Origin of the sequence: Streptomyces sp., from assembly GCF_035563135.1 — a bacterium.
In the GTDB taxonomy this organism is placed as follows: domain Bacteria; phylum Actinomycetota; class Actinomycetes; order Streptomycetales; family Streptomycetaceae; genus Streptomyces.
On the sequence record NZ_DATMVN010000229.1, the window covers coordinates 1 to 8,291 of the forward strand.

At 71.6% G+C, this 8,291-nt stretch carries 5 protein-coding genes and 1 pseudogene; 5 read left to right on the forward strand and 1 reads right to left on the reverse strand.

The genetic code is table 11. The features are described from left to right. The 3 genes from VN520_RS10090 to VN520_RS10100 all read left to right on the forward strand — a co-directional run. Window positions 1-1,369: succinic semialdehyde dehydrogenase (locus VN520_RS10090; protein WP_325746527.1), on the forward strand; the 1,369-nt coding region annotated here is incomplete at its 5' end. A 42-nt stretch (window positions 1,370-1,411) separates the two neighbouring features. Beyond that, a complete protein-coding gene (locus VN520_RS10095; RefSeq protein ID WP_325746528.1) occupies window positions 1,412-3,259 on the forward strand; it encodes a GMC family oxidoreductase in 1,848 nt (615 codons plus the stop codon). A gap of 388 nt (window positions 3,260-3,647) precedes the next feature. Continuing rightward, the gene (locus tag VN520_RS10100; protein ID WP_325746529.1) at window positions 3,648-5,405 is read left to right on the forward strand and encodes a peptidase; all 1,758 of its coding nucleotides are present in this window, start codon (window positions 3,648-3,650) and stop codon (window positions 5,403-5,405) included. A 293-nt stretch (window positions 5,406-5,698) separates the two neighbouring features. Here the strand turns inward: VN520_RS10100 and VN520_RS10105 are convergent, their stop codons facing one another. Beyond that, window positions 5,699-6,001 carry a chorismate mutase gene (locus tag VN520_RS10105; RefSeq protein ID WP_325746530.1) on the reverse strand — a complete coding sequence of 101 codons (303 nt, stop codon included), beginning with the start codon at window positions 5,999-6,001 and terminating at the stop codon, window positions 5,699-5,701. A gap of 314 nt (window positions 6,002-6,315) precedes the next feature. On the opposite strand from VN520_RS10105, the gene guaA reads away from it, so the two are divergent. Both guaA and VN520_RS10115 read left to right on the forward strand, forming a co-directional pair. Beyond that, on the forward strand, window positions 6,316-7,902 hold the full coding sequence (guaA, locus tag VN520_RS10110; RefSeq protein WP_325746531.1) for a glutamine-hydrolyzing GMP synthase: 1,587 nt from the start codon (window positions 6,316-6,318) through the stop codon (window positions 7,900-7,902). Window positions 7,903-8,091: 189 nt separating this feature from the next. Further along, window positions 8,092-8,291: pseudogene (locus tag VN520_RS10115) on the forward strand (SAM-dependent methyltransferase); the annotation flags it as partial.

The following is an 8,291-nucleotide window of genomic DNA, read 5'->3' on the forward strand; positions in this document are numbered from 1 at the left end:
CTGGGCCGCGACCCCCGTCCGGGTCAGGGCCGCCGTGCTGCTCCGCTTCCACGACCTGGTCCTGCAGCGCCAGTCGGAGGTCCTCGACCTGATCCAGCTGGAGACCGGCAAGGCCCGGCTGCACGCCCACGAGGAGGTGCAGGCCGTCGCCGTCGCGGCCCGGCACTACGGGCGTAAGGCCGCCTCGTACCTCAGGCCGAAGCGGCACACCGGGGTCGTCCCGACGCTCACCAAGGTCACCGAGCTGCGCCAGCCGCGCGGGGTCGTCGGCCAGATCGCCCCCTGGAACTACCCGCTCGAACTCTCCGTCGGCGACGCGCTTCCCGCCTTCGTCTCCGGCAACGCCGTCGTGATGAAGCCCGACACGGAGACCGCGCTGACCGCCCTGTGGGCCCGCGACCTCCTGATCGAGGCGGGACTGCCCGCCGAGGTGTTCCAGGTCGTCCTGGGGGAGGGGCCGGTCGTCGGCCCGGAGATCGTCGCCCGCGCCGACTACGTCTCCTTCACCGGCTCCACCCGCACCGGCCGTGAGGTCGCCCAGGGCGCCGCCGCCCGGCTCGTCGGCGTATCCCTCGAACTGGGCGGCAAGAACGCCATGCTCGTCCTGGACGACGCCGATGTGGAGAAGGCCGCCGCGGGCGCCGTCCGCGCCTGCTTCTCCTCCGCGGGGCAGCTCTGCATCTCCATCGAGCGGCTGTACGTCCACGAGTCGGTCGCCGACGACTTCGTGGAGCGTTTCGCCGCCCGCACGAAGGCCATGCGGCTCGGCAGCTCCCTCGCGTACGGCGCCGACATGGGCTCCCTCGTCGGTGAGCGGCAGCTGGAGACCGTGAGCCGGCATGTGGCCGAAGCCGTCGAGAAGGGCGCCACGCTCGTCGCGGGCGGTGTCGCCCGCCCGGACATCGGCCCGCTCTTCTACGAGCCGACGATCCTCGACGGGGTCGAGGCGCCCATGGCCGTCTGCGGCGAGGAGACCTTCGGCCCGGTCGTCTCCGTCTACCGCTTCGGCGACGACGACGAGGCCGTCGCCCTCGCCAACGCCACCCCCTACGGCCTCAACTCCAGCGTCTGGACGAGGAACTCCGGACGCGGCCACCGTGTCGCCGCGCGGCTGCGGACGGGCACGGTCAACATCAACGAGGGGTACGCACCCGCGTACGGCAGTGTCCAGTCGCCCATGGGCGGCATGAAGGACTCCGGTCTCGGCCGGCGGCACGGCTCCGAGGGCATCCTGAAGTACACCGAGGCCCAGACGGTCGCCCAGCAGCGGCTGATCCCCCTCGCCCCCGCCTTCGGGATGGACGACGAGAAGTACGCCGCCTTCATGAGCCGCAGCCTCAAGGCGATGAAGGCCTTCCGGCTGCGCTGACCCCCAGCGCCCCTATCTGTCCTTTTCGTACCGAGGAGAGCCATGTCCCAGGACAGCCATGCCCAGAACCAGGCCGGTCCGTCCGTCCCGGCGGCGGACGACGACGCGTACGACTACGACGTCATCGTCGTCGGCTCGGGCTTCGGCGGCGCGGTCTCGGCCCTGCGGCTGAGTGAGAAGGGGTACCGGGTCGGCGTCCTGGAAGCCGGCCGCCGGTTCACGCGCGAGACGCTCCCCAAGAACTCCTGGGACCTCAAGAACTACCTGTGGGCCCCGGCGCTCGGCATGTTCGGCCTCCAGCGGGTGCATCTGCTGGGCAAGGTGATGGTGCTGGCCGGCGCCGGTGTCGGCGGCGGCTCCCTCAACTACGCCAACACCCTGTACGTGCCGCCCGCGCCGTTCTTCGAGGACCGGCAGTGGGCCGGGATCACCGACTGGAAGGTCGAGCTGGCGCCGTACTACGACCAGGCGAAGCGGATGCTCGGGGTGCGGCTCAACCCGACCGTGACCCCGGCGGACGTCCACCTCAAGGCCGTGGCCGAGTCCATGGGCGTCGGCGACACCTTCCACCTCGCCCCGGTCGGTGTCTTCTTCGGGGACGGCCAGGACGCCGACGGCGCGACCCGTACGACGCCCGGCGGGCGGACGGCCGATCCCTACTTCGGGGGCGCCGGCCCCGACCGCACGGCCTGCTCCCAGTGCGGCGAATGCATGACGGGCTGCCGTCACGGCGCGAAGAACACCCTCAACGAGAACTACCTGTACCTGGCGGAGAAGGCCGGCGCCGTCATCCACCCGATGACCTCCGTCGTCGCGGTCACGGACGGCCCCGACGGCGGCTACCGCGTGTCGACCGTGCCCACGCACCGGCGCCGCAAGGCGGTACCGTCCGTGCTGCGCGCCCGGAAGGTGGTCGTCGCCGCGGGCACGTACGGCACCCAGACCCTGCTGCACACGATGAAGGACGAGGGGCTGCTGCCCCGGCTGTCGTCCCGGCTCGGCGAGCTGACCCGCACCAACTCCGAGGGCCTGGTGGGGGCACAGACCAGCGACCGCCGCTACCGCAGGAAGCACGGCATCGCCAAGGCCGACTTCACCCAGGGTGTCGCCATCACCTCGTCGATCCACCCCGACGAGAACACCCACATAGAACCGGTCCGTTACGGCAAGGGCTCCAACGCGATGGGCGCGCTGACCATCCTCCAGGTGCCCTACAGCACGCACCGGGTGCTGAGCTGGTTCGGCAGTGCGGCCAGGCACCCGTGGCTCCTGATGCGCTCGCTGTCCAACCGGCGCTGGTCGGAGCGGACCATCATCGGCCTGGTCATGCAGTCGCTGGACAACTCGCTGACCGCGTACCGCAAGCCCGGCGGCGTCGGCAAGGGGCTGCTCACCGCCCGGCAGGGGCACGGCTCACCCAACCCGACCCAGATAGCCGAGGCCACCCAGGGCGCGACGCTGCTCGCCCAGGAGATCAACGGCTTCGCCGGATCGAACATAGGGGAGCTGATGGGCACCCCGCTCACCGCGCACTTCCTCGGCGGCTGCCCGATAGGGGCGAGCGCCGAGGAGGGCGTCATAGATCCGTACCACCGGCTGTACGGGCACCCGGGCATCTCCGTCGTCGACGGTTCCGCCGTCTCCGCCAACCTCGGTGTCAACCCGTCGCTGACCATCACGGCGCAGGCGGAACGCGCGATGTCCTTCTGGCCCAACAAGGGCGAGGCGGATCCGCGCCCGGCGCAGGACGCGGCCTACGAACGGCTCGCCGCCGTCGAGCCCCGGACACCCGCCGTACCGAAGGAGGCGTTCGGCGCCCTGAAGCTGCCGTTCCTGGGGATACCGGTGGTGCCGCCGAAGAAGACGGAGAAGGCCGCGACCGAGGTCTGAGCCGCGCCGGAGAACACCCGCCGGCCACCGGCAGCGCCTGCGGGAGCGCCGCGAGGCGCCCCCGCAGGCCGGAACGCCGCAGGACCTCCCGAGGCCGGAGCGCCGCGAGGCCCCCGCAGGCATGCCAAGGGGCTGCACCCCCCTCCGAGTGCAGCCCCTCCACCCGTCGCGAAGCACGGGACGAGCCGGTGTGTTCGTCATACATGACCCACCGGGTGGGGCGACGGTTGTCCCCGGTTTCACAGAATCTCCCTGTGGCCTTCGTCACGCTCCCCGCACCTTGTTCAATTCGTGATCTTGTACGGGACGACTCTTGGCGGCCCGGCACGGTCGAACCCGTGCTGAGTCACAGCAGTCACACAGCTCCGTTGATCCCCAGAGGTTCGCGATGACACGCCCTTCCCCGAGAACAGCGCTGCGCCGTACGGCAGGCGGCCTCACAGCCGCCGGAGTGCTCGCCGCCGGTGCACTCGCCCTCGGCGCCCCGGCGCAGGCCGACAGCCCCGTCTTCACGCTCGGCGGACCCGCCGAGACGGCCCTGCACCCGTATCCGGAGACCGGAAGCCCGCAGAAGTCCTCGCTCGGGCTCACCGTCCACAACCCGGACCCGGACCCGGACGGCATGGGCTACGAGGGCGAGGTGACCTACACCCTCGACCTCAGCGGCCTTGCGGGCGTCGCCGAACTCTCCCCGGCCGAGGACACGGGATCGGACTGCGAGATCACCGGTGACAGGGCCGTCTGCCACGACTACGGCGTCTGGTCGGGCCTCAACTCCATAGCCGACTTCGGCCTCGCCGCCGCCGAGGGCAGCGAGGACGGCGCCTCGGGCACCATCGAGGTGACCGGCTCGGCGGAGGGAGCCGCCTTCACCCCCTTCTCGACGAAGGTCGTCATCGGCGGCCCCGACCTGGCCATGAAGCAGCTGCCCTTCGAGCAGGAGCTCCAGCCGGGCGATGTGCAGCCCGCACCGATCACGTTCACCAACAAGGGCACCCGGGCCGCCGACGGCGTCCTGCTGACCCTCATGTACTCACGGGGCATGGAGATCCCCGAGCGCTACGCCAACTGCGAGTACAGCGGGGAGACCGGGGAGGGGGCGTCCGGGGGCTTCGGCTGGTCCACCGCCCTGTGCTCGGTCGCGGGCACCTTCGAGCCGGGCGCCGTCCACACGCTGGCGGAGCCGCTGTCCGTCAAGGCCACCGAGCGCGCCTTCTACGACACCTTCATCTACCGCGTCCACGAGGACAGCCCCGCCCAGCGCTCGGCGCAGCGCGCCGGTGCGCCCTTCACCCGGGGCACCGGCCCGGAGCTGACCCTGAAGAAGGCCGCGTCCTCCGCGCGGAGCGCGGACCTCGACCCCTGGGACAACCAGCAGGAAGCCGACTTCCGCACCGAGAACACGGCCGACTTCACGGCGTACGGAGCCAAGGCCGCAGGCGCCGAGGGCGAGACCGTCACAGCGGACATCGGCTTCCGTAACGAGGGACCGGCCTGGATCGGCTACATCCGCTCCGGCGAGCCCGTCGCCACCCTCGACTTCACCGTCCCCGAGGGCGCCCGGGTCACCGGCAAGCCGGACTCCTGCCAGGGCGTGACGGCGGAGGGCAAGTACCGCGAGGACCAGAGCGCGGCGCCCCGCTACTTCTGCGACTCCTCGATGACCGTGCGGGACGGGGCGGACATCGCACTGCCCTTCGAGCTGAAGATCGACAAGGTGGTCCCGGGCGCCTCGGGCGCCGTCACCGTCCGGAACACCTGGCTGAGCGACCCCGCCCTGCCCTTCGACCCCGACGGGACCGACAACACCGCGCAGCTCGTGCTGAACGGCACGGACTCCGGTTCCGAGGACACCGGCGGTACGTCGGAGGGTTCCACCAGCACGGAGGGCGCCACCGGCGGTGACACGGCGGGCTCCGCGACCGGCACACCGGGCGCCTCGGGCGAGACCTCCACCTCGGGCTCCGCGTCCGACGCGGGTACCACGGGTACGTCGGGCACGTCCGGCTCCGCCCCGACGGGCACCGGGGGCTTCCTCGCCTCCACGGGCTCGGTGGCGCTCGTGGGCACCGCCGTCGCTGCGGTCGCCCTGGCCGCGGGCGGCGTGCTGTACGCGACGACCCGGCGCCGCGCCCAGCGGATCTGAGACCGTCGTCCACGCCGGTCCGAGGGCGGCCGGTCCCGGGCGTCCCCGGGGCCGGCCGCACATGGGTGACCGGACTGCTGTCCCCTGCCGACCGGTCACACGCGCCGGGCCGTGGTCCCACGACGTACCTGCGGTACGCCACACGTCCCGGCGGAGCCACGCGTGGATTTCTGCCGATGCCGCCCCTGGCTGGCACGGACACCTGGTTCAACGAAGCCGTCGGGGACCCGGTCACGCGCCGTACGGGTGAGGCCGGGCCCGAACGCGGGTGCGGCCTTACACCTTCCCGTACGTCACACCCGGCCGCGGCACAGCTCCAGCAGCGTCATGGCGAGCACCGTGCCGGGCCTGCCCAGGGCGTCGCTGTAGTGGCTGAGGACGTCCATCTCCCGGGAGAGGTTCACCCGGCGGCCCCCGGACGTGATCCTTGCCTCCTGGATCACCGCCGAGACGGCCATCCGTTCCTGGACGAGGCCGATGATCCGGTCGTCCAGGGCGTCGATGCGTGTCCGGGCGCCCCCGATCAGGGACGCGGCCTCGTCGGTGTGCGCTCCGGTCCGCTCGGCGGCCGTCCTCGTGGGTGCGGTGCTGGTCATCTGTGACTCCCGGTGGGCTGAGGCCCCGGGGCGAACAGGTCCGGAACGCCAGAACGCCCCGGGCCTGTCGGCCCGGGGCGCCTGGAACGTTGCTCGTCAGTTGCTCAAGCAGCACGACCATGGCAGCCGGCGGGCCGGGTGCCATAGGTAAAGACGAAGGTCGTGTGCTGACGCATGGGAGCAAGTATGGACCCCGGTCCGGGCCGGGGTCCACGCCGGGCCCGGATGGTGAGACGGGAGTCCGGCGGGGCAATGGTGCGAGGCCGGTAGAATTGAAGGACCGACCCCCTCTCCACCGCCGGAAGGCCGCTCCCGTGCCAGCAGCACCCCCCGCCGCCCCCGACACCACGACGGACGTCGTCCTGGTGGTCGACTTCGGCGCCCAGTACGCCCAGCTCATCGCCCGCCGCGTCCGCGAGGCCCGGGTCTACAGCGAGATCGTCCCGTCCACGATGCCGGTGGCCGAGATGCTGGCCAGGAAGCCCCGGGCGATCATCCTCTCCGGCGGACCGTCCTCGGTGTACGCGGAGGGCGCGCCCAGTCTCGACCGTGCGCTGTTCGAGGCCGGAATCCCGGTCTTCGGCATGTGCTACGGCTTCCAGATCATGGCCACCACCCTCGGCGGCACGGTCGACGACAACGGCGCCCGCGAGTACGGCCGCACCCCGCTCACCGTCTCCAAGGCCGGCTCCACCCTCTTCGAGGGCACCCCCACCGAGCAGTCGGTCTGGATGTCGCACGGCGACGCCTGCTCCGCCGCCCCCGAGGGCTTCACCGTCACCGCGTCGACGGACGTCGTGCCGGTCGCCGCCTTCGAGAACGACGAGAAGAAGCTCTACGGCGTCCAGTACCACCCGGAGGTCATGCACTCGACCTACGGCCAGCAGGTCCTGGAGCACTTCCTCTACCGGGGTGCGGGCATCGAGCCGACCTGGACGACCACCAACGTCGTCGAGGAGCAGGTCGCCCTGATCCGCGAGCAGGTCGGCACCAAGCGCGCCATCTGCGGCCTCTCCGGCGGCGTGGACTCCGCGGTCGCCGCGGCCCTCGTGCAGAAGGCCATCGGCTCCCAGCTGACCTGTGTGTACGTCGACCACGGCCTGATGCGCAAGGGCGAGACCGAGCAGGTCGAGAAGGACTTCGTCGCCGCGACCGGCGCGAAGCTGAAGGTGGTCGACGCGGAGAAGCGCTTCCTCGACGCCCTGGCCGGCGTGTCCGACCCGGAGCAGAAGCGGAAGATCATCGGCCGCGAGTTCATCCGCGTCTTCGAGCAGGCCCAGCTGGAGATCCTCCAGGAGGACGGCCCCGAGGTCGCCTTCCTCGTCCAGGGCACCCTCTACCCGGACGTCGTCGAGTCCGGCGGCGGCACCGGCACCGCGAACATCAAGTCCCACCACAACGTGGGCGGGCTCCCCGACGACATCGAGTTCCAGCTCGTCGAGCCGCTGCGCCAGCTGTTCAAGGACGAGGTCCGGATGGTCGGCCAGGAGCTCGGCCTGCCGGAGGAGATCGTCCAGCGCCAGCCGTTCCCCGGCCCCGGCCTCGGTATCCGTATCGTCGGCGACGTCACCAAGGAACGGCTCGACCTGCTGCGCGAGGCCGACGCCATCGCCCGCGAGGAGCTGACGGCGGCCGGCCTGGACCGTGACATCTGGCAGTGCCCCGTGGTCCTGCTCGCGGACGTCCGCAGCGTCGGCGTGCAGGGCGACGGCCGCACCTACGGTCACCCGATCGTGCTGCGCCCGGTCTCCTCCGAGGACGCCATGACGGCCGACTGGTCGCGTCTGCCGTACGAGACGCTGGCGAAGATCTCCACCCGCATCACCAACGAGGTCGCCGACGTCAACCGCGTGGTCCTCGACGTGACGAGCAAGCCGCCGGGGACGATCGAGTGGGAGTGACGCTCCCCGCAGGGTCAACGCCGATGCCGTCGCTCATTCGTCTGGGCGGCGGCATCGTCGTACCCCTCGTACCCGCGGGGCACGCCGGGGGGACGAGAGCCCGCGGGCGGGACGGGCCCCCGGCCCCGAGTGCGTCGAGCGGCAAAAACTCCCTGGTCCGCGCGGGCCGGCCGTGCCAGGCTCCTGGCCATGTCCTCCGATGAGATCAGAGCCCTTATGTCCGCCCCCGGCAACGAGCGCCTCATGTGGAACACTCCGCTCTCCGAGGAGCACGCCGCCCGGTTGATCGCGGCCTGCGCCCCGGCTCCCGGGGCGCGGATCGCCGACTTCGGCAGCGGCTGGGGCGAGCTGCTGATGCGCCTGGTGGAGGCTGCGCCGGGCGCCGCCGG

What these genes read in the sequence shown, in the direction of transcription:
- VN520_RS10105 (WP_325746530.1), bottom strand. Translation starts at nt 6,001, where the DNA reads ATGACCAGCACCGCACCCACGAGGACGGCCGCCGAGCGGACCGGAGCG.
- VN520_RS10100 (WP_325746529.1), top strand. Translation starts at nt 3,648, where the DNA reads ATGACACGCCCTTCCCCGAGAACAGCGCTGCGCCGTACGGCAGGCGGC.
- VN520_RS10095 (WP_325746528.1), top strand. Translation starts at nt 1,412, where the DNA reads ATGTCCCAGGACAGCCATGCCCAGAACCAGGCCGGTCCGTCCGTCCCG.